We start from the raw sequence: 21,565 nt of genomic DNA, 5'->3' as shown, positions 1-21,565 counted from the left end.
GCCAGACTGAGTGACAGGAAGCTGAAGCGCAGGGGAGCAGACGATGAAGACGGCACTGGCCTTCTCCGAGATCGACGCCGGAATGCTCGCCGAGGTGGGCGGCAAGGCCGCGAACCTCGGCGAGCTGGCCAGGGCCGGCCTTCCCGTCCCGCCGGGATGGGTGCTGACCACGGAGGCGTACCGGCGGGTCGCGGAGGGCCTGGAGACGAGCGGCGACGGGCTCGCCGAGCGGGCCAGGCGGCACCTGCTGGAGGCGCCGGTGCCGGAAGACGTGCGCGAGACGATCGTGACGTCCTACGCCGCGCTCGGTGACGACGTGGCCGTGGCGGTGCGCTCGTCCGCCACGGCCGAGGACCTGCCGTTCGCCAGCTTCGCCGGGCAGCAGGACACCTACCTCAACGTCGTCGGCGCCGAGGCGGTGGTGGAGGCCGTGCGCCGCTGCTGGGCCTCGCTCTGGACCGATCGCGCGGTCGCCTACCGCGAGTCCAACGGCATCGACCACGCCGCCGTCCGGCTGGCGGTGGTCGTGCAGGAGATGGTGGACGCGCGGGTGGCGGGCGTGATGTTCACCGCCAACCCGGTCACCGGACGGCGGCACGAGGCCGTCATCGACGCCAACCCCGGGCTCGGCGAGGCCGTCGTCTCCGGCGCCGTGAACCCCGACCGGTTCGTCGTGCACGGCGGCGAGATCCTCGAACGCCAGGCCGGCGACAAGCGCCTGACCATCCGCTCCGTGCCCGGCGGCGGCACGGAACGCGTCGAGACCGCGCACGACGGGCTCTGCCTGACCGACGACCAGGTGCGCGCGCTGGCCGAGCTGGGCGCCCGCGTGGAGGACCACTACGGCGCGCCCCAGGACACCGAGTGGGCCATCGACGGCGACGGCCGGCTCTGGCTCACCCAGGCGAGACCGATCACCACGCTCTACCCGCTGCCCGAGCAGACCCGGCCGGGCCTGCGGGTGTACTTCTCGGTCAACGTCGTCCAGGGCGTCATGGGGCCGCTCACCCCGATGGGCCTGTCGGCGTTCCGGCTGATCTCCTCCGGTGCGGCGGGCGTGCCCGGCTACGGGCCGGCCGACCCGCGCGACGGCGCGCCGTTCATGGCCGTGTCGGGCCAGCGCATGTGGCTGGACCTGACCACGGCCGTACGCAGCCGCTTCGGCCGCGCGATCCTGCCGCGCGCGCTCGCGCTGGGCGAGGCGCGCACCGTCCCCGTCTTCGAGCGGCTGGCGGAGGACCCGAGACTCTCGGTGGTGCACACGTCCCCCCGCCCGGTCCTGCGCGGCCTGAGCAGGTTCGCCCGCCGCATCCACGCGCCGTCCCGGGTCCTGCTCGCCCTGACGCGGCCCAAGCAGGGCCTCGCGTACGCCGCCCGCGTCGGCGAGCAGCTGGACCGGCGCCTGCGGCTCCCCGACCAGGTCACCCCCGCCCAGCGCCTGGACCACGCCGAACGCCTGCTCGCCGCCACCTTCCCGGCCATCCTGTCGATCATGCCCATGGTGCTCACCGGCTACGGCCTGTACGCGCTGGCCTCCAGGCTCTCCGGCGTGCCGATCGCCGACATGCAGGACGTCCTGCGCAGCGTCCCGCACAACCCGACCACGGAGATGGACCTGGAGCTGTGGCACCTGGCCACCCGCATCGAGCCGGAGCCGTTCAGGAAGGAGCCGGTGGCCGAGCTGGTCCGCCTCTACCGCGCCGGTGAGCTCCCGCCGGTCGCCCAGCGCGAGATCACCGCGTTCCTGGACGAGTACGGCCACCGCGGCGTCGCCGAGATCGACCTGGGCGTGCCCCGCTGGTCGGAGGAGCCCGCGCACATCCTCGGCGTGCTGGCCAACTACCTGCGCATGAACGGCGGCGACGACCTCGCGCCCTCCGCGCTGTTCGCCAAGGGGGCAGGGGCGGCGCGCTCCGCCATCGCCCACGTGGCGTCCGAGGCCCGCCGCAAGGGCCGCTGGCGGGCCGCGGTCGTGCGGTTCGGGCTCCGGCGGACCAGGGAGTTCGCGGGGCTGCGCGAGCTGCCCAAGTTCTATCTGGTCAAGACCCTCGCCGGGGTGCGGCGGAGCATGCTCGCGGTGGGGGAGCACCTGGTGAACCTCGATGTCCTGGACTCGGCGCGGGACGTGTACTTCCTCGGCTTCGACGAGGCCAGGGCCGCCCTGGACGGGGGCGACCTGCGCGCGGTCGTGGCGGAGCGGCGGGAGGCGTACGAGCGGGAGTCGCGCCGCAGGCACGTCCCGAGGATCCTGCTGTCCGACGGCACCGAGCCCGAGGCGCTCGCGACCGGTGCCGTGGACGGCGCGCTCACGGGCACGGCCGCCTCGGCCGGCACCGTCAAGGGCGTGGCCAGAGTGGTGCTCGACCCCGTCGGCGCGCACCTGGAGCCGGGCGAGATCCTGGTCTGCCCCTCGACCGATCCCGGCTGGACGCCGCTGTTCCTGACGGCGGGCGGGCTGGTGATGGAGATGGGCGGCGCGATGTCGCACGGCGCCGTGGTGGCCAGGGAGTACGGCATCCCGGCCGTCGTCGGCGTGCCCGACGCCACCCACCGCATCACGACGGGGCAGGAGATCGAAGTGAACGGCGCCGCGGGGACCGTGACGCTATCGTGATCAAATGCCCGAGACCTACTGGAATCACAACGTTCACTACCAGAGGCTCGTCCTGAAGCTCGTTCCCGAGGACTGCGCGCACGCGCTCGACGTCGGATGCGGTGACGGACTGCTGGCGGGCAAGCTCGCGGCCCGCGTCCCCTACGTGACCGGCGTCGACCGCTGCGCCGAGGCGATCGCCATGGCCCGCGAGCGCCGCCCCGGCAACGTGTCCTTCGTGGCCGGCGACTACCTCGACGGCCAGCTCCCCGAGGGCAAGTACGACCTCGTCACCGCCGTCGCGGTCGTCCACCACGCGGACTTCGGCGAGGCCGTGGACGCGCTGGTGCGGCTGCTGGCGCCGGGCGGCCGGCTGGTGATCGTCGGCAACGCCAGGGATCGCACGCTCCTGGACGGGGTCGTCCGGCTCTCGGGGCAGGCGGTCTCGCACGTGCTCAAGCTGCTCCACGGCGGCAAGCGCGGTCCCGGCGTGCCGGTCATGGACCCCGTCATGTCGTGGGGCGAGGTGGGGCGGGCGGCCGGCCGGCTGCTGCCCGGCTGCCGCTTCCGCCGCCTCCTCCTGCGGCGCTACCTGCTGGTCTGGGACAAGCCGAGGTAGCGCCGGACGTCACCGTACGGGGAGCACCACGTCCTCGTAACGGGCCTTCATCGTGGCCACCACCTCGTCGGGGTCGGCGGCCCAGACGTCGGCGTTGAAGATCTCCACCTCGACGTCGCCCGCGTAACCGGCGTCCAGGACGGCCTGCGTGATCGGCCGGAAGTCGATCACGCCGTCGCCCATCATGCCCCGCCCGAGCAGGATGTCCTGCGGCAGCGGGTGCAGGTAGTCGCACACCTGGTAGGAGGCGATCCTGCGGCCAGCCCGCGCGATGTCCTCGAACACTTTCGGGTCCCACCACACGTGGAACGTGTCGACCACCACGCCGACCTGCTCCTCCGGGTGGTCCAGGCTCAGGTCCAGCGCCTGGCCCAGGGTGGACAGGACGGCGCGGTCCGGGCAGTAGATCGGGTGCAGCGGCTCCAGGGCCAGCTTGACCCCGCGCTCCCCGGCGTACGGCGCCAGCTCGGCCAGCGCCTCCGCCACGCGCTCGCGCGCCCCCGCCACGTCCCGCGAGAACCCGCTCGGAGGCAGGGCCTCGCCCGGCTTCACCCCGGGCAGGCCGCCGACCACCATCACCAGGCAGGCCGCCGACAGCTCGGCCGCCTCGTCGATGGCCCGCCGGTTGTCCTCCAGCGCCTGCGCGAAGGCCCGCCGGCCCTCCTCGCCGGGCAGGCCGCCCGCCGTGAGGAAGCCGCCCCGGCACAGCGACGACACCCGCAGGCCGGCCTCGCGCACCAGCTTCACGCTCTCCGCGAGGCCCTGCTCGGCGACCTTCTCCCGCCACAGCCCGACGGCCTCCAGGCCGTGCCGCACACACCCGTCCACGGCCTCGGCCACGGACCACCGCCGGGTCGTCCACTGGTTGAGGGAGAGACTCACAGGCCGTTCACCGCCAGCAGCGCCCTCATCCGGCCCACGGCCAGCTCCTGGTCGGACAGGAGCCCGGCCTGGTCGGCGAGGCGGAACACCTCCGCCAGGTGCCGCAGCGAGCGGGCCGACTGGGCGCCGTTCACCATGGCGAACGCGTCCTGGTGGCCGTTCAGCCAGGCCAGGAAGACGATGCCGGTCTTGTAGTTGTACGTCGGCGTCTCGAAGATCTTCCTGGACAGGGGGACGGTCGGGGCGAAGATCTCGTCGTAGCGGGCGAGCTGCCGGGCGGCCTCGTTCTCGTCCTGCGCCGCCTCGGCCGCGTCCAGGGCCTGGAGCGCCGCCGTGGCCGCCGGGGCGATGGCGTCGAAGATGCCCAGCAGCGCGTGCGAGCCCGACTTGATCAGCGACGGGTAGTTGAAGTCGTCGCCCGTGTACAGCCTGACGCCCTCGGGGAGCGCGGCGCGCAGCCGTACCTCGTGCTCCTCGTCCAGCAGCGACACCTTGACGCCGTCCACCATCGCGGCGTGCGCGTGGATCAGCTCCAGGAACGACTCGGTGGCCGCCGCCACGTCGCCCGAACCCCAGTAGCCGGCCAGCTGCGGGTCGAACATCTCGCCCAGCCAGTGCAGGATCACCGGGCGGTCCGCCAGGCCGAACAGCTTGCCGTACACCTGGTGGTAGTCCTGCGGGCCCGCCGCCACCCTGGCGAGCTGGCGGGAGGCCATGACGATCACACCGGCGCCGGCCGACTGGACGGTCTCGATCTGCTCGGCGTACGCGGCGGTGATGGTGTTGAGGTCGGCGGCCTGGGGCGCGTGGTCGGTGCCCGCGCCGCAGGCGACCAGCGTCGCCGGGTCGCCGTACGAGCGGGCCTCGGCGGCGCTGCGCCGGATGAGCTCCTTGGTCGCCGCCCAGTCCAGGCCCATGTTGCGCTGGGCGGTGTCCATGGCGTCCGCGACCCGCAGGCCGTGCGACCACAGGTGGCGGCGGAAGCGCAGGGTCGCGTCCCAGTCGACGGCGGCGGGGGAGCCGGGGGTGTTGTCGCCGAGCGGGTCGGCCACCACGTGCGCGGCCGCGTACACGACGCGGCCGGCGGGCGGCCCGCCGGGCACCTCCCACGTGACGGGCTCGCGCAGGGTGTAGGCGCCGATCCCGGGCAGGTCGATCGTCGTCACAGCTGCGGCACCTCGATCCTGCGGCCCTCGGCGGACGAACGCAGCCCCAGCTCGGCGAGCTGCACGCCGCGGGCGCCGGAGGCGAAGTCGTTCGGGAAGGGCGCGTCCTCCAGCACGTGCTTGATGAACGCCTCCCACTGCACCTTGAACCCGTTGTCGAACTCGGCGTTGTCCGGCACCTCCTGCCACCCGTCGCGGAAGCGGGCGGTGGCGGGCAGGTCGGGGTTCCAGACCGGCTTGGGGGTGGCGGAGCGGTGCTGCACGCGGCAGTTGCGCAGGCCGGCCACGGCGCTGCCGTGCGTGCCGTCCACCTGGAACTCGACCAGCTCGTCGCGGTTCACGCGCACGGTCCAGGAGGAGTTGATCTGGGCGACGATGCCGCCTTCGAGCTCGAAGATCCCGTACGCGGCGTCGTCCGCGGTGGCCTGGTAGGTGTTGCCCTGCTCGTCCACCCGGGCGGGGACGTGCGTCACGGCGCGGGCGTAGACGGACTGGACGCGGCCGAACAGGTTCTCCATCACGTAGTGCCAGTGCGGGAACATGTCGAGCACGATGCCGCCGCCGTCCTCGGCCCGGTAGTTCCACGACGGGCGCTGCGCCTCCTGCCAGTCGCCCTCGAACACCCAGTAGCCGAACTCCCCGCGCACCGACAGGATCCGGCCGAAGAAGCCGCCGTCGATCAGCCGCTTCAGCTTGAGCAGGCCGGGCAGGAAGAGCTTGTCCTGCACGACGCCGTTCTTGACGCCCTTGGCCGTGGCGGCCTCGGCCAGCGCCATCGCCTCCTGCGTCGACTCGGCGGTGGGCTTCTCGGCGTAGATGTGCTTACCCGCCTCGATGGCCTTCAAGACGGCCTTGACGCGGGCGCTGGTGACCTGGGCGTCGAAGTAGATCAGGTTGTCGTCGTCGGCGAGGGCGGAGTCGAGCTCCGTAGTGAAATCCGAAATCCCATGCTTCGCCGCGATATCTGCCAATTTATCGGCATTTCTGCCGACAAGTACTGGCTTGATCTTCACCCTGCCGCCGTCCGAGAGCGTGACCCCGCCCTGCTCGTTGATGGCCAGGACGGAACGGACCAGGTGCTGACGGTAGCCCATCCGCCCGGTGACGCCGTTCATCACGACGCCGATGGTGCGCACGCTCATTGAGGATCCCTTCAGGACAAACATGGGGAAAGCGCTTTCCCGAACCGTACGGCCGCCCCACCAACCCCGTCAAGTAGCCCCAACCCCCACACCCCCGAAAACCCACCCTCCGAGCCCAGCACCCCCTCGGGCACAAGGGCACTCGGGCGCGTTGCTCGGGCGCGGTGCGGTGCGCGGGCGCGATGTCCAGGTCGGGCGCTCGGGCGCGGGGCGTGGGTCGGCGTCGTGGGCCGTTGGCGTCTTGGCGCGCTGGTACGTCAGCGGCGCGTTCGCTGGGCTGCCCTATGGCGCCGCGTCGGCGGGACGGTGTGCGGTGGTGGCCGGCGCAACGCGCACGGCGCCCGGCCCGGCGTTCGGTGCGGCGCTCCGGGTGGGCGTTCGGATGCGGGGCGTGGGTCGGCGTCGTGGGCCGTTGGCGTCTTGGCGCGCTGGTACGTCAGCGGCGCGTTCGCTGGGCTGCCCTATGGCGCCGCGTCGGCGGGATGGTGTGCGGTGGTGGCCGGCGCAACGCGCACGGCGCCCGGCCCGGCGTTCGGTCGTGGGGCGGCGGCGTTGGCAGCTGTGGCGCGTCGGCGAGAGCGGGCGCGGGTCGTCCTGCGGGTGTGCGACGCGCCCCCACCCTCCCGGGTTCGGGTGGGTGGGGGCGCGTTGTGGGTGAAGGGGCGGGTGTTAGAGGTCTCCGCGGTTTTCCAGGCGGGCCAGGGCCTTGGTGATGGGATGGGCCGTCAGGGAGAGCTGCCACTCCCGGGCCCCCAGCTCGCGCAGCCGCTCCGTCACCGTCTCCTCGGTGACCTCCTCCGGCGGCTCCCAGGTGAGCCGCCGTACCGCGTCCGGCTGGAGCAGGTTCTCGGTCGGCATGTGGTGCTGCTCGGCCAGCGCCGCCACCACCGCTCGCGCGGCGGCGAGGCGTTTGGCGGCGGCCGGGTCGCGGTCGGCCCAGCGGTTGGGCGGTGGCGGTCCGTCGCCCGGGGTGCTGGGCTGCGGGAGCTGATTGTCCGGCAGGCCGCGGGCACGGGTGACGGCGGCGAGCCAGTCGCTCATGTGGCGGCGTGCGCTGCGCCCGGTGAATGCTGATATTTCGGTCAAGGCCTTCTTGGTGCGGGGTCCCTCGAGCGCCGCCGTCACGATGGCCGCGTCGGGCAACACCCGCCCCGGCGCCAGGTCGGCCTCCCGGGCGATCCGGTCGCGCATGGTCCACAACTCCCGCACGATCGCCAGCGCGCGTACGTTGCGGACCTTGTGGATGCCCGACGTGCGCCGCCACGGATCGGAGCGCGGCACGGGCGGCGGCGTGTTGAGCACGGCGGCGAACTCCTCGCGCGCCCACTCCAGCTTCCCGCTGTCGGCCAGCTCCTGGTGGAGCACGTCGCGGAGCTCGACCAGCACTTCCACGTCGAGGGCCGCGTAGCGCAGCCAGTCTTCCGGCAGCGGCCGGGTGGACCAGTCGGCGGCCGAGTGGCCCTTCTCCAGCCGGAGCCCGAGCACGGTCTCGACCATCGTGCCGAGCCCGACCCGCTCGTAGCCGAGCAGCCGCCCCGCCAGCTCGGTGTCGAACATCTCCCGCGGCCTGAACCCCACCTCGAGCAGGCACGGCAGGTCCTGGGAGGCGGCGTGCAGCACGATCTCCGCCTCGGCCACGGCCGCGTCGAGCGCGGACAGGTCGGGGCAGGCGATCGGGTCGATCAACGCGGTCCCGGCCCCGGCCCGGCGCAGCTGTACGAGGTAGGCGCGGTTGCCGTAGCGATAGCCCGAGGCGCGTTCGGCGTCGACCGCCACGGGACCCTTGCCCGCGGCGAAACGCGAAACGATTCCAGTCAGCGCGTCGGCGTCCGCGATGACCGGTGGAATGCCCTCGCGCGGCTCCAGGAGCGGCACGACGGTACGTTCTTCTGTCACGAGTTCACCGACCTCATGACGCTGGTGCTGTCTTGACTGGTGCCCTCACTTCGTACGGTCACTCTCCGGATCATCACGGCGGCGGGGAAGGGCGGCCACGTCGGGCGGGAGCGGCGGGATCCCCGCCGCCAGGCACATGAGGTCGCACCAGGCGGCGACGTGGCCGGAGAGATCCTCCTGCGCCGGTGACCAGGACGCCCGCAGCTCGAGCTCGGTCGTGACCGGGTCTTCGGCTTTGTTGCCGAACCCCTCTGACACAGCTCTTGTCACGGTACCGCCAGCGGCGGAGTAGTCGGCTTGGTGGGCCTCCAGAGCCTCGGTCAGCCAGCTCCAGACGACCGGCCCGAGCAGCGGGTCGGAGGTGATCTCCGGCTCCATGTCGGCCCTGACGTAGGCCACCAGCCGGAACGGGCCCTCCCACCCGCGCTGGCCGTCGGGGTCGTAGAGCAGGATCAGCCTGCCCACCGCGAGCTCGTCGTCGTCGCGGTAGACCGACGCGCCGATGGCCGAGGAGAAGGGGGCCAGCCGCTGCGGCGCGGGCAGGTCCTCCAGCTCGATCTCCGGCCTGACCTCGGTCGACCGCATGCTCTCCGCCGCGCGCGTGAACGCCGCGGGGGGAGGAGGCGGGTCACTGAGTGTCATAGCGGAAGCGTAGGTCGAAGTCGGACGGAAGGGGACCACAGGGGTGCTCATCCTTCGTGATCAAGCCGCTGCCGTAACCAGCTGGCGAACCTGTCGGACGGACTCGGCGGTGCCGATGACGATCGCGTGACCGCACTCGACGCAGGCCCACTCCGGGCAGTGGCCGGGCTCGTGCCCGTCGAGGCACGGCGGTTGCTCGAACAGCCGCTCACCGGCACAGGACAGGCAGCGCTCATTGCGGCGCTCTGGGGAAGTCCACAACGCGGTAGTCGCACGAGTCATCGAACCGGGGCCTTTCTTCGGGTCGTGGCTCCGACGTTGGCACGAGCCGCTGACATTTCCCCGCAACGCGCTCGGCGTGTCCCGAAAGTGGTCTCTGAATCGATGCCGCGCGGGGGGTTGGCGAACATTTGGCCCAGTCGAGACCGGCACTCTGGCCGGGCATGGGGTGTGTTCGACCCTCGTGCGACGCCGATGCCGAGCAGACCGGTAAACCTTCATCTGGCTATCTGATCATGACTTGGGGTGTTCGATCGATGTTTTTCCGACACCTCGCACCAGTGTCGGGACCGCCGCCCCGCCATGGCACCCTTGTGGGGTGAACCTCGCCGACTCAGCGTTCCTGCGTGCCTGCCGCCGCCAGCCCGTCCCGCACACCCCGGTCTGGTACATGCGCCAGGCCGGTCGGGCGCTGCCGGAATACCACAAGGTCCGCGGGGGCGTGCCGATGCTCACCGCCTGCGCGACGCCCGACCTGATCGTCGAGATCACCATGCAGCCCGTGCGCCGCTACGGCGTGGACGCGGCCGTCTTCTTCAGCGACATCGTCGTCCCGCTCAAGGCCATCGGCGTCGATCTCGACATCAAGCCGGGCGTGGGCCCCGTCGTGGCCGACCCGATCCGCGACGCCAAGGGCGTCGAGGCGCTGCGCCCGCTGGAGCCGGACGACGTGCCGTACGTCACCGAGGCCATCCGCGCGCTCACCGGCGAGCTGGGCGGCACGCCGCTGATCGGCTTCGCCGGGGCGCCGTTCACGCTCGGCTCCTACCTCGTCGAGGGCGGCCCGTCCAAGAACCACGACCGCACCAAGGCCATGATGTACGGCGAGCCGCGACTGTGGCACGCGCTCATGGAGCGGCTGACCACGATCGTCCTGGAGCACCTGCGCCTCCAGGTCGCGGCCGGGGCCTCGGCCGTGCAGCTCTTCGACTCCTGGGTGGGGGCGGTGGCGCCGGCCGACTACCGGGAGTTCGTCCTGCCGTACACCCGGCGGATCTTCGAGGGCGTGACGGACGTGCCGCGCATCCACTTCGGCGTCGGCACGGGCGAGCTGCTCGGCGTGCTCGGCGAGGCCGGGGCCGACGTGGTGGGCGTGGACTGGCGGGTGCCGCTCGACGAGGCGGCCCGCCGGGTCGGCCCCGGCAGGGCGTTGCAGGGCAACCTCGACCCGGCCGTGCTCCTGGCGCCGTGGGAGGTCGTCGAGCGCAAGGCGCGCGAGGTGCTGCGCCAGGGCCGGGCCGCCGAGGGGCACGTGTTCAACCTGGGACACGGCGTGCTGCCCTCGACCGACCCCGACCAGCTCAAGCGCCTCACCGACCTGGTCCACGAGGCGAGCGTCGCCGGCTGAGACCCGGCCGCCGGCCCGAGGCCCGTCCCGCAGCGCGCGGGGCGGGCTTTTTCGCATGTCCACGGAATGTTTCCCGGCACGTCACTAGACTTGGATGGTTCGTTATCTTGTATAGTTCGTGTTTATGAAGACCACCGCCGAGGAGCTGCGCGGTGTAGGCCTGAGAGTGACGGCCGCCCGCGTCGCGCTGCTCGAGACCGTCCGGGAGGGCGACCACCTCGACGTCGAGGCGATCGCCTCCGGGGTGCGCGACCGCGTCGGCCACGTCTCCCTCCAAGCCGTGTACGAAGCCCTGCACGCGCTCACCGCGGCGGGGCTCGTCCGTCGCCTCGAACCGGCCGGCAGCCCGGCCCGCTTCGAGGGGCGCATCGGCGACAACCACCACCACGTCGTGTGCCGCTCGTGCGGTGTCGTCGCCGACGTCGACTGCGCGGTGGGCGAGGTGCCCTGCCTGACCGCGTCCGACGCCCACGGCTTCACGATCGACGAGGCCGAGGTCATCTACTGGGGCCTGTGCCCCGACTGTTCCACCGCCAGCGGTTCCTGAGCACCGTGATCTAGTCCGGAAGGATTCCCATGTCTGAGAACCATGATGCAATCGTCACCGATGCGAAGGCGGAAGGCGCAGGCTGTCCGGTCGCGCACCAGCGTGCCCCGCATCCGACTCAGGGCGGCGGAAACCGCCAGTGGTGGCCGGAGCGGCTCAACCTGAGGATCCTCGCCAAGAACCCCGCCGAGACCAACCCTCTCGGCCAGGACTTCGACTACGCCGAGGCGTTCAAGAGCCTGGACCTGCCGGCCGTCAAGCGTGACATCGCCGAGGTGCTGACGACCTCGCAGGACTGGTGGCCGGCCGACTTCGGCCACTACGGCCCGTTCATCATCCGGATGGCCTGGCACAGCGCGGGCACGTACCGGATCAGTGACGGCCGCGGCGGCGCCGGGGCCGGGCAGCAGCGCTTCGCCCCGCTCAACAGCTGGCCCGACAACGGCAACCTCGACAAGGCCCGCCGCCTGCTCTGGCCGGTCAAGAAGAAGTACGGCCAGAAGCTCTCGTGGGCCGACCTCATGATCCTCGCCGGCAACGTCGCCCTGGAGTCGATGGGCTTCGAGACCTTCGGCTTCGCCGGCGGCCGCGCGGACGTGTGGGAGCCCGACGAGGACGTCTACTGGGGCCCCGAGACCACGTGGCTCGGCGACGAGCGCTACACCGGCGACCGCGAGCTGGAGAGCCCGCTGGGCGCGGTGCAGATGGGCCTCATCTACGTCAACCCCGAGGGCCCGAACGGCAACCCCGACCCGCTGGCCGCGGCCCGCGACATCCGTGAGACGTTCCGCCGGATGGCGATGAACGACGAGGAGACGGTCGCCCTGATCGCCGGCGGTCACACCTTCGGCAAGACCCACGGCGCGGGCCCGGCCGACAACGTCGGCGCCGACCCCGAGGCCGCCCCGATCGAGGCGCAGGGCCTGGGCTGGAAGAACAGCTTCGGCATCGGCAAGGGCGGCGACACGATCACCAGCGGTCTCGAGGGCATCTGGACGAACACCCCGACCACCTGGGACAACAGCTTCTTCGAGATCCTGTTCGGCTACGAGTGGGAGCTGTTCCAGAGCCCCGCCGGCGCCAACCAGTGGCGGCCGAAGGACGGCGCGGGCGCGGGCACCGTCCCCGACGCCCACGACGCGTCGAAGAGCCACGCCCCGACGATGCTGACCACGGACCTCGCGCTCCGGTTCGACCCGGTCTACGAGCAGATCTCGCGGCGCTTCCTGGAGAACCCCGCCGAGTTCGCGGACGCCTTCGCCCGCGCGTGGTTCAAGCTGACCCACCGCGACATGGGCCCGGTCGCGCGCTACCTCGGCCCGGAGGTCCCGTCCGAGACGCTGCTGTGGCAGGACCCGCTGCCCGCGGTGACGCACGAGCTCATCGACGCCGGCGACATCGCCACCCTCAAGGCCCAGGTCCTGGCCTCGGGCCTGTCGGTGTCGCAGCTCGTCTCCACCGCGTGGGCGTCGGCCTCCTCCTTCCGCGGCAGCGACAAGCGCGGCGGCGCCAACGGCGCGCGCATCCGGCTGCAGCCGCAGAGCGGGTGGGAGGTCAACGACCCCGACCAGCTCGCGATCGTGCTGGGCACCCTTGAGGGGATCCAGAAGGCGTTCAACGGCGCCCAGACCGGCGGCAAGCAGGTCTCGCTGGCCGACGTGATCGTGCTGGCCGGCGCCGCCGCCGTGGAGAAGGCCGCCAAGGACGCCGGCTTCGACGTCCAGGTGCCCTTCACGCCGGGCCGCGTGGACGCCGCGCAGGACCAGACCGACGTCGAGTCGTTCGCCGCGCTCGAGCCGGTCGCCGACGGGTTCCGCAACTATGTCGGGAAGGGCAACCGGCTGCCGGCCGAGTACCTGCTCATCGACCGGGCCAACCTGCTGACCCTGAGCGCTCCCGAGATGACGGTCCTGGTCGGCGGCCTGCGCGTCCTGGGCGCCAACTACAAGCAGTCGCAGCTCGGCGTCCTCACCGCGACCCCCGGGGCGCTGACCAACGACTTCTTCGTCAACCTGCTCGACCTGGGCACGACGTGGACGCCGACGTCCGAGGACGCCAACACGTTCGAGGGCAGGGACGACGTCACCGGCGAGGTCAAGTGGACCGGCAGCCGGGCCGACCTCGTCTTCGGGTCCAACTCCGAGCTGCGCGCCCTCGCGGAGGTCTACGCGAGCGACGACGCGAAGGAGAAGTTCGTGACGGACTTCGTCGCGGCGTGGGACAAGGTCATGAACCTCGACCGGTTCGACCTGGTCTGATGATCGACGTCCGGGTCGGCCCACGCCGGGCCGGCCCGGACGGCGTACCCGGCCTCAGTACCGGCCTCAGTACCGGCCTCTGGGCGGTCAGGCCGCCTCGGGGCCGGGGCCCGGCGGGGGAGTGGGGACGGCGGGACGCCTGACGCGATTGCGCCGCGCCAGGTAGATCACCAGCGCGATCAGGGGCAGCGACGCGATCAGCCACGGCAGCAGCGCGCCGAGCACCGTCAGCGCGACCTTCACGAACGACACCAGCGCCTTCCAGCCCGCCTTCAGCCCGCCCAGGAAGCCCGCGGGCTCGTCCTCGGGATCCTGGACCTCGGTGACCGGCCCGACCAGCCGGAGCGTCAGCGTGGCCATGGCGACCTGCGTGGCCAGCTCCTTCTGCTGCGCCTGCAGCGACTCCAGGTCCGCCTCCCGCGTGGAGATCTCCCGCTCCACCTGCAGCACCTGGCCGATCGTGTCGGCCTTCTTCAGCAGCGTGCGCAGCGAGTCCAGCGACTCCTGCGCGGACTTGAGCCGGCTGTTGACGTCGGCCACCCGCATGGTGACGTCCTGGGTGCCCTGGTTCATGGACAGCTGCTTGCCCAGGTCCTTGCCGAGCCGGGCGAGCAAATCGGCGTACTTGTCCGGCGGGACCTTGAACTCCAGCGTGGCCGAGTCCTCGCTGTCGCTGGCCGAGCTGGTCTCCTCCTTGGACAGGTAGCCGCCCGCCGACGTCACCATCTGCTTGGCCTGCTGCACGGCGGCGGTGACCTGCTTGGCCCGCACGGTCATGCTGCCGGTGTAGATGACCTGGCGGTCCTGCTGGGTGAGCTTGACGTTCGAGACCAGCCCGCCGTTGTCCTGGCGCTGGGGTCTCGGCTGCTTGCTGATGCCCTGCTCCTGTGCCTCAGCCGGCGCCGCGGAGGCCACGGCCGGTGCGGCCACCCCGCTGCCCGCGTCGCTGGTGAGGACATCTGAGCGGCTGCCGCCGCCGCAGCCGGCCAGGAGCAGGGCTGAGCAGGCGGTCGCGAGTGCGATTCCGTACCGGATTCTCCTCATGCCCATAAGACGGGCGCCGGATAGCCCCGGTTTGACGGGATGAATCACGTTAAGGTCACCGTGTTTATGGAGGCAGGGCGTCGAGGCGGTAGCGTCTGGAGGCGTGGAAGGGAATCGGGCCCACGTGGTCGTCATCGGCGGAGGGATCTCCGGTCTCGCCGCCGCGTGGTATCTCCGCCAGAGCGGGGGCAAGCGGGTCAGGGTGACCGTGCTGGAGGGCGCCTCGCGCATCGGCGGCAAGCTGTACGCCTCGGAGGTCGCCGGGGTGAGCGTGGACGCGGGCGCGGAGGCCATGCTGGCCAGGCGGCCCGAGGGCAAGGAGCTGGCCGGTGCGGTGGGGCTCGGCGACGAGCTGGTCTTCCCCGGCACGGCCGGCTCGGCCATCTACAGCAGGGGCACGCTGCGGCCGATGCCGAAGGGCCAGGTCATGGGCGTGCCCGCCGACCTGACGGAGCTGGCCAAGTCCGGCATCGTCTCGCCCGGCGGCCTGCTGCGCGTGCCGCTCGACCAGATCCTGCCCGCGACGCTCGTCCGCACCGACGTGTCCGTGGCCGCCTACATCCGCGCCAGGATGGGCGCCGAGGTCGTCGAACGGCTGGTCGAGCCACTGCTCGGTGGTGTCTACGCGGGCCGTTCCGACATGTTGTCGCTGGAAGCCACGATGCCGCGCGTGGCGGCGGTGGCACGCTCCGAGCGCTCGCTGCTGACCGGGGCCAGGCAGCTCGTCGAGGAGGCGCCGAAGGACGCGGGGCCCGTCTTCACGACCCTCAGGAACGGCGCTGGCAGCCTCGCGGAGGCGGTCGCCAAGGCGTCGGGCGCGGACATCAGGACCGGCGTCACCGTACGCGAGCTGCGCAGGACCGGCGATGGCTGGCAGCTCGTCACCGGCCCGGTCCCGAGGCCCGAGATCGTCGAGGCGGACGCGGTGATCGTGGCCACGCCAGGGCCCGCCGCCTCCCGGCTGCTCAAGGCCGAGGTGCCCAAGGCGGCGAGCGAGCTGGCCAGGATCGAGTACGCCAGCATGGCCATCGTCACGCTCGCGTACCCGATCGGCGCCTTCCCCGAGCCGCCTTCCTCCAGCGGCTACCTGGTGCCGCCCGTGGAGGGGCGGGCGGTCAAGGCGGTCACGTTCAGCTCGGTCAAGTGGCCACACCTGGCCAAGGACATGGTGATCCTGCGCTGCTCGATCGGCAGGGTCGGCGAGGAGCACCTGCTCCAGCGGGACGACACCGAGCTGGTGTCGCTGGCCGCCGCCGAGATGGCCGACGTGATGGGCGCCAGCGGGCTGCCGCTGGACACCCGGGTCACGCGCTGGGGCGGCGCGCTGCCGCAGTACAACGTGGGTCACCTCGACCGGGTGGCCAGGGTGCATGCGGCGGTGGCCGTGGAGCCCGGGCTGGCCGTCTGCGGCGCCGCGTACGACGGCGTCGGCATTCCGGCCTGCATCGGCACGGCGCGTACGGCCGCGGCCCGGATTCTGGACCACCTGTCCCTGAGAGGACAATAGAGGCCATGACAGAGGCAGCCCCGCGGCCCAAGGCCCGCGATCTCAACCAGGTGATCCGTTACACGATGTGGTCGGTCTTCCAGGTGACCGAGCCGTGTCCCGTCGACCGCGACGGCCTGGCCGGTGAGGTCGAGGAGCTGCTGGACCAGGCCGCCGGCAAGGGCGTCGTGACCAGGGGGGTCTACGACGTGGCCGGGCTGCGGGCCGACGCCGACTTCATGTTCTGGTGGCACGCGCCCACCCCCGAGGACCTGCAGGACGTCTACTCCAGGTTCCGGCGCACCGAGCTGGGCCGCCACAGCAGGCCCGTCTGGTCGGCCATGGCGCTGCACCGGCCGGCCGAGTTCAACAAGTCGCACATCCCGGCCTTCCTCGCGGAGGAGGAGCCGCGGGCCTACGTGAGCGTCTACCCGTTCGTGCGGTCGTACGAGTGGTATCTGCTCGAGGACTCCGAGCGCCGGGCCATGCTGGCCGAGCACGGCAGGATGGCGCGCGACTATCCCGACGTGCGGGCCAACACGGTGGCGTGCTTCTCGCTCAACGACTACGAGTGGATGCTGGCGTTCGAGGCCGACGAGCTGCACCGGATCGTCGACCTCATGCGTACGCTGCGGGGCGCCCAGGCCCGCCGCCACACGCGCGTGGAGATCCCGTTCTACACGGGCGCCCGCAAGCCGGTGCGCGAGCTGATCACGGCCCTGCCCTAGCGGGCCCTTCCAGGGTGCGGTAAAAACTCGGCCGCGGTGACGGTGACGGGGACGCCGAGTTCGGCGGCCACCGCGGTGATCGCGGTGGCGCCGACGGGGCCCCGTACGACGGCCTGGACCGCGGGATCGTCCGGCGGGATGCGGGTGGGGTCGACGGCCACCCCCACGGCGGGGATCTGGAAGTGGTCGCCGACCCAGGCCAGCACCCGCCGGCCGTGTTCGGCGGCCGGCGCCTCCGGCGCCATGGTGCTGCCGACCAGGGCGGCGTCGATCCTGCCCTCGTGCGGCCGGCGCAGGTCCATGCCGTAGTCGCCGGGCCGGCGGACGACGGCGCGGAGGTCGAGGTCCGGGTCGAGGCCGGCCCGGCGCAGCACGATCCGGGCGAAGCACCCGGGCGCGGTGCGCGGGGCGTGCACCGCGAGCCGCCGACCGGCCAGATCGGCCAGGGAGGTCAGACCGGCGCGGGAGAGGAACCAGAACAGCGGGCGGTGAGTGTTGACGTTGAGCGCGACCCGGGGCACGCCGTCGGCCGGCCGGGCCGGCAGCGCCCGGCCGAGCCCGATGGTGGCGACGCGGCGCAGCCGCTCCTCGTCCCAGGAGCAGCCGTCGCGCAGCGCGACGTGGACGCCCTCGTCGGCGTGGTAGCCCTGCTGGTCGGCGATGTAGGCGACCAGTTCCTCGTGCGGGCCACGCCCGACGTAGGCGAGATCGATCGTGTGCAGGAACGGTTTTCCTTGATCGGGCCACCACCACGCGCCGCCGGGCCATGGTGCCGGGGTGCCGGATGCGGCCCGGCTCGACGGGCGGGCGTCAGTACATGGCCATCCCGCCGTTGACCGCGGCCGTGGTGCCGGTCATGAAGGCGTTGTCCTCGCAGGCGTAGAAGGCGACCGCTTGGGCGACGTCGTCCGGGTGAGCCAGGCGGCCCAGCGGGGTGGCGGCCACCTGCCGCTGTACGAGCTCCTCGTCGAGCACGTTCGCCATCCGGGTCTCCGCGACCGGACCGGGCTCGACGACGTTGACCGTGATGCCCCGCGGGCCCAGCTCCTGGGCGAGATACCGGGCGAACTGCGCCAGCGCCGCCTTGGCCGTGCCCAGCGCGATCATGCCCGCCCGGGGCCGGCGGCTGAGGCCGGTGCCGAGGTAGATGATGCGTCCCCAGCCCCGTTCGGTCATGGCGGGCAGGACGGCCTTGGTGACCGTGAACGCCGCACGCATCTCGTCATGGAGCTTGCCGCCCAGTTCCTCCCACGTCATGTCCTGAAATGGCTTGATCACATATGGGGTGAGCGCGTTGTGCACGAGCACGTCGATGCCGCCCCATGCCCCCTCGACCTGCCGGACCATGCGCTCGACCGCCGTCGCCTCGCGTACGTCGGCCTGCGCGGCCATGGCCCGGCCGCCCGCGGCCTCGATGCCGGCCACGACCTCCTCGGCCGCCCCGGCGCTGCGGAGGTAGTTGACCACCACGCGCATCCCTCGCGCGGCCAGAAGGCGGGCGGTGGCCGTACCGATTCCGCTGCTGGCCCCCGTCACCAACGCCACCCTGCCGGTCGCCTCAGCCACGGGCCCACCCCCTGCTCATCTTCGCGGGCCGTCGGAATGACCGCCCGAGCCCGTTCCCCGCCCCCGTACGCCTCCGGCATCAGTCCCTGCTCTCTCCTGCTGCCCCGGGGGCTGTCCGGATAACGGCAGAAAGAGCGAGGCCGAAGTTGGCGATCCAGGGGAATTGATCTATCCGCTTTGTCACAATCAGGGAAATCCTCTGTTCGTACGGGCGGCTTGCGGTGGCACGTTCCAGGGCGCTCCGGGACGCTCGGTGTCGGCGTCCCACGGTGGCGGGGAGGGCGGGGTGATGGGTGGATCGGGAAAACGGGGGAGCCGGCGGCGCGCGGCGGGCCGTCATGCGGCGACGCGCTCATGGCGGCGCGGTCTGGGCCGGCGGTGGGCCGCCGGGGCGGTCGGGGCCGTGGCGCTGGCCGGCGGCGTGGCCGCGGTGCTCGGCGCGAACGGGACCTTCGGCGCGAACGGGTCCTTCGGCGGGGCGCTGACCGCCGCCTCGGCGCAGCAGGCGCGACCGGCGCCGCCGGCTCGGTCCGAGCCGGAGAACGGCTCCGCGGCGCTGCCCGGAAAGGGCGTCGGCACCACCGGCGTGAGGGCGAGCGCGGAGGCCAAGACGCGTGAGCTGCCGAAGTCCGAGCCGCCGTCCCGGGCCGCTCCGGTTTCTCCCGCGGCGGTTTCTCCCAGGGCGGTTTCCCCCAGCGGGGTCGAGCAGGGGCTGGTGCCGGGCACCACCGACGCGCAGGACCTGCTGGCGGGCGGTCCCGACCCGGGCGAGGCGGAGGGGTACAAGGCGAACGGCCCGTCGCGGCACACCGATCAGCAGGCGGCCGAGTATTTCCGTACGCACTGGGGACCGGACGACAAGGCGCTGAAACGCCTCAAGGACATCCGCACGGTCGGCGGATATTTGCGCATTTATACGGATTTACCGGAGACGGCGGGGAACTCGTCCTCGGCGATCACACTGTGCGAGCGCGGTCTGGCGTACCTGCGCGCGCGGGGAGTGGCCCATCCGGTCGTGTTCGTACAGGCGGAGTTCGGCGAGAACGGCAATCCCGTGCTCGCCAACATCCTCGGCCCGTCCGACACCACCTGTCGCGTCACCCACCCCGCCCCTGACTAACGGACCCGGACGCGGGTCTTGGCGCACACCTCACACCGTTGCGTCATGACCCGCCCGATGGTCTCAATCGTCACCCAGCGATGGCGCAGATGGACAAAGCGCACGCAAAACTCCTACCCGAGGCAGGCGATCGGTACGCCCTGTCGCCAGTTAATCACCCCTTGGGTTCAAGCGTCTCTGATCGGCCTTGCGATCGTGTGCGTCGGACACGATCGGGGCACAACGGTGTGCCCGACGCGGCCGATCGTCCTCGTGTCCTGGTGCCGGTGGCCGAAGCCGCAGCCCATGTGACACGTCCCTCCGGACGCTGACCGGCCAGGCATATGTCGCCTGACCGGGGAGGGTGCTCGACGTCGCCTGGGCGCCGAGCGTGTTCGTGACACTATGCCACAGCATCACTACGATTGGCTATTCCGACGGGAGCAGCTTCAGGGAGATCGAGTTGATGCAGTAGCGGTCGTCGGTCGGAGTGGGATATCCCTCGCCGTGGAACACGTGCCCCAGATGCGAGTCACACCGCGCGCACCGCACCTCCGTACGCACCATTCCGTGGCTGTGATCCTCGATCAGCCGGACCGCGTCGGAGTCGCCCGGCGCGAAGAAGCTCGGCCACCCGCAGTGCGACTCGAACTTCGTGTCCGACCGGAACAGCTCCGCCCCGCAGGCGCGGCACGAGTAGACGCCCTCCGTCTTGGTGTCGACGTATTCGCCCGTGAACGGGCGCTCGGTCCCGGCCTCCCTGAGGACGTGGAACTCCTCAGGCGAGAGCTCGACCCGCCACTCCGCCTCGCTCTTGACCACCTTCTCCATGCGTCCAGCGTACGAGATCGGAGGCGATGCGAGATCAGGCAAAAAGAGATCTTCGCAGGCTGAAGCATCTGTTCTGGGGTGAATTCGCGTCTTTGTAGGCAAGGGGGTGTCATCGCCTCCTGTCAGGGGTGAGATCGTCCGCAGATCCCGCCAGGCGGCACAGCCCACGCCCGTGCTGGAGCCGCTGGGGATCGCCACGGCCGGCCGGGTGGCGCGCCAGCGCCCGGAACGGCGGCGGATGATCTAGCGGCCCGTCCCGTCGAGCCCTCGGTCCCGCCACCGAGGCGGCTCCGGGACGGGCCCACCTCGTCCGTGACGGAGCGAAGCGGTGGGAGCGGCTGAAGCGGAGGGCATGAGCAGGAGATAGGTTCGGTGGCATGGCATCGCCGTACATCGAGCTGCAGGTGGGGGAGCGGACCGTCAAGGTCACCAACCCCGACAAGGTCTACTTCCCTGAGATCGGCGCCACCAAGCGGGAGCTGGTCGAGTACTACGTGAGCGTCGGCGAGGGCGCCCTGCGCGCGCTCAAGGACCGGCCCACCAACCTCAAGCGCCACCCCGACGGCGTACAGACCGAGGCGATCTATCAGAAGCGGATGCCGCCCAAGCACCCCGACTGGCTCCAGTCGGTGACGGTGCGGTTCCCGAGCGGCCGTACGGCGCAGTCGCTGCGGGTCACCGAGGTGGCGGCCATCGCCTACGGCGCGAACCTCGGCACCATCGACTTCCACCCCTGGCAGGTGCGGGCCTCCGACGTCGAGCACCCCGACGAGCTGCGCGTCGACCTGGACCCGCAGCCGGGCCTGGACTTCGACGCCGCCCGCAAGGCCGCGCTGCTCACCAGGGAGGTGCTGGGAGAGCTGGGGATGACCGGGTTCGTGAAGACGTCGGGCAACCGTGGCGTGCACATCGCCGTACGCATCGAGCCGCACTGGGACTTCATCCAGGTACGCCACGCCGGCATCGCCCTGGCCAGGGCCGTCGAGGACCGGGACCCGGGGCTGGTGACCACGGCGTGGTGGAAGGAGGAGCGCGGGGAGCGGGTGTTCATCGACTTCAACCAGAACGCCCGGGATCGTACGATCGCCAGCGCCTACTCCGTCAGGGCCCAGCCGCACGCCCCCGTCTCGGCCCCGCTGACCTGGGACGAGCTGGTCGACGCCGACCCGCGTGACTTCGACATCCGCACGGTGCCGGCCCGGTTCGCCGAGGTGGGCGACGTGCACGCGGCCATCGACGACGTGGCGTACTCGATCGAGCCGCTGCTGGAGCTCTACGCCAAGGACGACCGGGGCGACATGCCGTACCCGCCCAACTACCCGAAGATGCCGGGGGAGCCCATGCGCGTCCAGCCGAGCCGGGCCAGGAACGCCGACTAGCCACAGGAGGCGGTCACGGCCGAGCACGCGCCGCAGCGCGGCTTCGACAGCCGTTGAAGA

19 protein-coding genes are annotated in these 21,565 nt (G+C 71.8%); 10 read left to right on the top strand and 9 right to left on the bottom strand.

Going from position 1 to position 21,565, the window contains the following annotated elements:
• Positions 1 to 43 precede the first annotated feature (43 nt).
• Together H4W80_RS20155 and H4W80_RS20150 are read left to right on the top strand one after the other, a co-directional pair.
• Positions 44 to 2,614 carry a PEP/pyruvate-binding domain-containing protein gene (locus tag H4W80_RS20155; RefSeq protein WP_192786508.1) on the top strand — a complete coding sequence of 857 codons (2,571 nt, stop codon included), beginning with the start codon at positions 44 to 46 and terminating at the stop codon, positions 2,612 to 2,614.
• Between the two features lie 4 nt (positions 2,615 to 2,618).
• Positions 2,619 to 3,212, top strand: a complete 594-nt coding sequence (locus H4W80_RS20150; protein ID WP_192786507.1) for a class I SAM-dependent methyltransferase — start codon at positions 2,619 to 2,621, stop codon at positions 3,210 to 3,212.
• A gap of 9 nt (positions 3,213 to 3,221) precedes the next feature.
• On the opposite strand, the gene H4W80_RS20145 is transcribed toward H4W80_RS20150, so the two are convergent.
• The 5 genes from H4W80_RS20145 to H4W80_RS20125 form a co-directional block, all read right to left on the bottom strand.
• Positions 3,222 to 4,094: a sugar phosphate isomerase/epimerase family protein gene (locus H4W80_RS20145; protein ID WP_192786506.1), complete on the bottom strand. Its 873-nt coding sequence runs from the start codon at positions 4,092 to 4,094 to the stop codon at positions 3,222 to 3,224.
• Positions 4,091 to 5,260, bottom strand: a complete 1,170-nt coding sequence (locus H4W80_RS20140; protein ID WP_192786505.1) for a dihydrodipicolinate synthase family protein — start codon at positions 5,258 to 5,260, stop codon at positions 4,091 to 4,093. Before H4W80_RS20140 ends, H4W80_RS20145 begins: the two co-directional genes overlap by 4 nt.
• On the bottom strand, positions 5,257 to 6,402 hold the full coding sequence (locus tag H4W80_RS20135; protein ID WP_192786504.1) for a Gfo/Idh/MocA family protein: 1,146 nt from the start codon (positions 6,400 to 6,402) through the stop codon (positions 5,257 to 5,259). The genes H4W80_RS20140 and H4W80_RS20135 overlap by 4 nt, the downstream gene beginning before the upstream one ends.
• A 669-nt stretch (positions 6,403 to 7,071) precedes the next feature.
• Positions 7,072 to 8,298: an HRDC domain-containing protein gene (locus tag H4W80_RS20130; protein WP_192786503.1), complete on the bottom strand. Its 1,227-nt coding sequence runs from the start codon at positions 8,296 to 8,298 to the stop codon at positions 7,072 to 7,074.
• 45 nt (positions 8,299 to 8,343) lie between these two features.
• Complete coding sequence (locus tag H4W80_RS20125; RefSeq protein ID WP_192786502.1) at positions 8,344 to 8,940, bottom strand: DUF3000 domain-containing protein; 597 nt, start codon at positions 8,938 to 8,940, stop codon at positions 8,344 to 8,346.
• Positions 8,941 to 9,562: 622 nt separating this feature from the next.
• On the opposite strand from H4W80_RS20125, the gene hemE reads away from it, so the two are divergent.
• From hemE to katG, 3 genes are all read left to right on the top strand, one after another.
• Positions 9,563 to 10,567, top strand: coding sequence for a uroporphyrinogen decarboxylase (gene hemE, locus H4W80_RS20120; RefSeq protein ID WP_225965055.1), 1,005 nt, complete (start codon positions 9,563 to 9,565; stop codon positions 10,565 to 10,567).
• A 124-nt stretch (positions 10,568 to 10,691) separates the two neighbouring features.
• Positions 10,692 to 11,114 carry a Fur family transcriptional regulator gene (locus tag H4W80_RS20115; protein ID WP_192786500.1) on the top strand — a complete coding sequence of 141 codons (423 nt, stop codon included), beginning with the start codon at positions 10,692 to 10,694 and terminating at the stop codon, positions 11,112 to 11,114.
• 29 nt (positions 11,115 to 11,143) lie between these two features.
• Positions 11,144 to 13,372 carry a catalase/peroxidase HPI gene (katG, locus tag H4W80_RS20110; RefSeq protein WP_192786499.1) on the top strand — a complete coding sequence of 743 codons (2,229 nt, stop codon included), beginning with the start codon at positions 11,144 to 11,146 and terminating at the stop codon, positions 13,370 to 13,372.
• A gap of 87 nt (positions 13,373 to 13,459) precedes the next feature.
• On the opposite strand, the gene H4W80_RS20105 is transcribed toward katG, so the two are convergent.
• Complete coding sequence (locus H4W80_RS20105; protein ID WP_192786498.1) at positions 13,460 to 14,416, bottom strand: DUF4349 domain-containing protein; 957 nt, start codon at positions 14,414 to 14,416, stop codon at positions 13,460 to 13,462.
• Positions 14,417 to 14,519: 103 nt separating this feature from the next.
• Here H4W80_RS20105 and hemG point away from each other — a divergent pair, with 103 nt between their 5' ends.
• Both hemG and hemQ read left to right on the top strand, forming a co-directional pair.
• A complete protein-coding gene (gene hemG / locus H4W80_RS20100) occupies positions 14,520 to 15,923 on the top strand; it encodes a protoporphyrinogen oxidase (protein ID WP_192786497.1) in 1,404 nt (467 codons plus the stop codon).
• Between the two features lie 5 nt (positions 15,924 to 15,928).
• Positions 15,929 to 16,630 (top strand): hydrogen peroxide-dependent heme synthase, encoded by a 702-nt coding sequence (gene hemQ / locus H4W80_RS20095; RefSeq protein WP_192786496.1) that lies wholly within the window; start codon positions 15,929 to 15,931, stop codon positions 16,628 to 16,630.
• On the opposite strand, the gene H4W80_RS20090 is transcribed toward hemQ, so the two are convergent.
• A complete protein-coding gene (locus H4W80_RS20090; protein ID WP_225963561.1) occupies positions 16,627 to 17,151 on the bottom strand; it encodes a substrate-binding domain-containing protein in 525 nt (174 codons plus the stop codon). The two genes, hemQ and H4W80_RS20090, sit on opposite strands and share 4 nt — an antisense overlap.
• Positions 17,152 to 17,440: 289 nt before the next feature.
• Positions 17,441 to 18,196, bottom strand: a complete 756-nt coding sequence (locus H4W80_RS20085; protein WP_192786495.1) for an SDR family NAD(P)-dependent oxidoreductase — start codon at positions 18,194 to 18,196, stop codon at positions 17,441 to 17,443.
• A 289-nt stretch (positions 18,197 to 18,485) separates the two neighbouring features.
• Here H4W80_RS20085 and H4W80_RS20080 point away from each other — a divergent pair, with 289 nt between their 5' ends.
• Positions 18,486 to 19,316, top strand: a complete 831-nt coding sequence (locus H4W80_RS20080) for a hypothetical protein (RefSeq protein ID WP_192786494.1) — start codon at positions 18,486 to 18,488, stop codon at positions 19,314 to 19,316.
• A gap of 408 nt (positions 19,317 to 19,724) precedes the next feature.
• Here the strand turns inward: H4W80_RS20080 and msrB are convergent, their stop codons facing one another.
• Positions 19,725 to 20,126 carry a peptide-methionine (R)-S-oxide reductase MsrB gene (gene msrB, locus H4W80_RS20075; protein ID WP_192786493.1) on the bottom strand — a complete coding sequence of 134 codons (402 nt, stop codon included), beginning with the start codon at positions 20,124 to 20,126 and terminating at the stop codon, positions 19,725 to 19,727.
• 106 nt (positions 20,127 to 20,232) lie between these two features.
• On the opposite strand from msrB, the gene H4W80_RS20070 reads away from it, so the two are divergent.
• Together H4W80_RS20070 and ligD are read left to right on the top strand one after the other, a co-directional pair.
• Positions 20,233 to 20,373, top strand: a complete 141-nt coding sequence (locus H4W80_RS20070) for a hypothetical protein (protein ID WP_192786492.1) — start codon at positions 20,233 to 20,235, stop codon at positions 20,371 to 20,373.
• 130 nt (positions 20,374 to 20,503) lie between these two features.
• Complete coding sequence (gene ligD, locus H4W80_RS20065; protein ID WP_192786491.1) at positions 20,504 to 21,505, top strand: non-homologous end-joining DNA ligase; 1,002 nt, start codon at positions 20,504 to 20,506, stop codon at positions 21,503 to 21,505.
• The last annotated feature ends 60 nt before the right edge of the window (positions 21,506 to 21,565 follow it).

It is taken from the genome of Nonomuraea angiospora (assembly GCF_014873145.1).
Taxonomy (GTDB): domain Bacteria; phylum Actinomycetota; class Actinomycetes; order Streptosporangiales; family Streptosporangiaceae; genus Nonomuraea; species Nonomuraea angiospora.
Note: the sequence above shows the minus strand (reverse complement) of the source record. Positions and strands in the feature narration are given on the sequence as shown.

Coding starts and splice junctions, on each gene's coding strand:
- H4W80_RS20155 (WP_192786508.1), top strand. CDS start 44: ATGAAGACGGCACTGGCCTTCTCCGAGATCGACGCCGGAATGCTCGCC.
- msrB (WP_192786493.1), bottom strand. CDS start 20,126: ATGGAGAAGGTGGTCAAGAGCGAGGCGGAGTGGCGGGTCGAGCTCTCG.
- katG (WP_192786499.1), top strand. CDS start 11,144: ATGTCTGAGAACCATGATGCAATCGTCACCGATGCGAAGGCGGAAGGC.
- hemQ (WP_192786496.1), top strand. CDS start 15,929: ATGACAGAGGCAGCCCCGCGGCCCAAGGCCCGCGATCTCAACCAGGTG.
- H4W80_RS20125 (WP_192786502.1), bottom strand. CDS start 8,940: ATGACACTCAGTGACCCGCCTCCTCCCCCCGCGGCGTTCACGCGCGCG.
- H4W80_RS20150 (WP_192786507.1), top strand. CDS start 2,619: ATGCCCGAGACCTACTGGAATCACAACGTTCACTACCAGAGGCTCGTC.
- H4W80_RS20135 (WP_192786504.1), bottom strand. CDS start 6,402: ATGAGCGTGCGCACCATCGGCGTCGTGATGAACGGCGTCACCGGGCGG.
- ligD (WP_192786491.1), top strand. CDS start 20,504: ATGGCATCGCCGTACATCGAGCTGCAGGTGGGGGAGCGGACCGTCAAG.
- H4W80_RS20105 (WP_192786498.1), bottom strand. CDS start 14,416: ATGAGGAGAATCCGGTACGGAATCGCACTCGCGACCGCCTGCTCAGCC.
- H4W80_RS20080 (WP_192786494.1), top strand. CDS start 18,486: ATGGGTGGATCGGGAAAACGGGGGAGCCGGCGGCGCGCGGCGGGCCGT.
- H4W80_RS20115 (WP_192786500.1), top strand. CDS start 10,692: ATGAAGACCACCGCCGAGGAGCTGCGCGGTGTAGGCCTGAGAGTGACG.